The sequence below is a fragment of the Streptococcus sanguinis genome, assembly GCF_019929225.1.
Classification (GTDB): Bacteria; Bacillota; Bacilli; order Lactobacillales; family Streptococcaceae; genus Streptococcus; species Streptococcus sanguinis_J.
Window position 1 is genome coordinate 1 of sequence record NZ_JAHZPA010000016.1, and the last position, 1,669, is coordinate 1,669.

1 protein-coding gene and 1 pseudogene are annotated in these 1,669 nt (G+C 32.8%); both read right to left on the minus strand.

Annotated features, from left to right (window positions below):
* Nucleotides 1–172: 172 nt before the first annotated feature.
* Complete coding sequence (locus K1I80_RS11895) at nt 173–1,132, minus strand: hypothetical protein (RefSeq protein WP_223314008.1); 960 nt, start codon at nt 1,130–1,132, stop codon at nt 173–175.
* Nucleotides 1,132–1,669 (minus strand): annotated as a pseudogene (locus tag K1I80_RS11900) (hypothetical protein); the annotation flags it as partial. The pseudogene K1I80_RS11900 and the gene K1I80_RS11895, both read right to left, overlap by 1 nt.

Sequence of the window (1,669 nt, forward strand, 5' to 3'; positions counted from 1 at the left end):
GAAGATTGGATTAGCCCCGTAATTTCTCCTTCAAATCTTTTATTCATTTCCTGCATACTAGTTTTGCAGGCTGTTAACTTTTCAGCATCTATCTCTTTACGACTCATCTAATTATCCTTTCTATTCATCTTAAACATCTAGTCTTTTTAAGCTGATAGCTTAAAGCTATTAGTTACTTCTTAGAAGGTGATTCTTGTTCAAATTTATAATATTTAACGAATTCTTCCTGACTGTTAACAACATGTTCCTGACCATCTACAGAATTATAATCTGGGATAGTCACATTTTCAAATAAATTCGTATCTTTTTTATACAAGAGCTGCAAAATTGGAAGAGCGCTCTCAAAACTAGGCTTATCAGTCAGAAGAGCAACCATACCTTCGTCGTCTTCCAAGAGTTTAGCTGCTTCAGGATATTTTTGGCGGATAAGGGTATCTTCTGCCAGCTTCCCTTCCTTACTTAGTTCAATTCTTCTTTTAATATTAATATAGTTCGGCTCCAAAGAGAGAGCTGAAAGGGTATCATCAAATCTCTCTGATAAAATTTTATCTTTTTCATCCGCCTGCTCTATGATTTTTCCGCTATTTAAATCTATTGATTTTACAATACTACCTCTAACATCATCGTTAGAATTCTTAAGATAAATATCTAAAATCTCTTTATCGTTACTTATATAAATTTGATCCCCTATCTCTCTAGGAACAAAATCTTGGTTGTAGTCTCGAACCATTTTAAAAATATCATAATCCTTAGAAGTCAGTTTCCCTCCTTCTACATTGTAAACGGTAATCCCCCAATATTCTTGTCCCTCAGGTATATTATGTCCGTTGAACATCGTCTTTAATTTACTATATTCTTGGACAATTTTTTTTTGACCAACTATGGGAGAAGATATTGAATTATATGCCTCTTTTGTAGTTATCCAATAATCCAAGGGATTTTCATAAGACCATTTCATTACCAAAGCATTATTATTTTCAATAAATTGATAAGATTGGATTTTCTTTTTTAATGTAATTTTATAATATGGGGCTATATAGTACGCCACATATCCCTGATAAGCTAGATAAGGAATAGCAAACACTGAAGCTAGTAGAAGCAAAATGAGTTTATTTTTTTTAAAAATATGCATTATTGAGCCTCCTGGTATTGATTATTCCAGAGGAAATCATTGAAAAATTTTTCTCTCCCGTCAGGAAGCTCGTCTAAGGCTGTTCCTAATTGCTCTAGCTGTTTCGAATCCATCTTGGAAATTTGCAAATCCGAGTTTCCTTTTACATAATCAACTATTTCTTCATCAACCTTCTTTGAAATCTCATATATATATTTGTTCATCTTATCAGAAGGTATATATTGGCTCACTCCTTTATTATCCAAGTATTGCTCACGCATATAAGCATCGTAATCATAATAATGAGTCGCATCTACCTTCATAGTATTGGTGTTATGTGCAGGGGTGTAGCCTTTCCATAAATCAAAATCTGGTACATTATTTTCTTCCATCTTCCAAGCCCCTTTATTGGTAAAACCTCTCACAATATCATTTCTTGCTGCCATCTCTTTTTCTTCTAATTCTGACAAATTTTCATTATAAGTTTGTTGAGATTCTACAAATTTATTAAAACCGGACTTGAAAGTCTCAAGCGGAATCTTTTTACCATTAATAGTA

What these genes read in the sequence shown, in the direction of transcription:
- K1I80_RS11895 (WP_223314008.1), bottom strand. Translation starts at nt 1,132, where the DNA reads ATGCATATTTTTAAAAAAAATAAACTCATTTTGCTTCTACTAGCTTCA.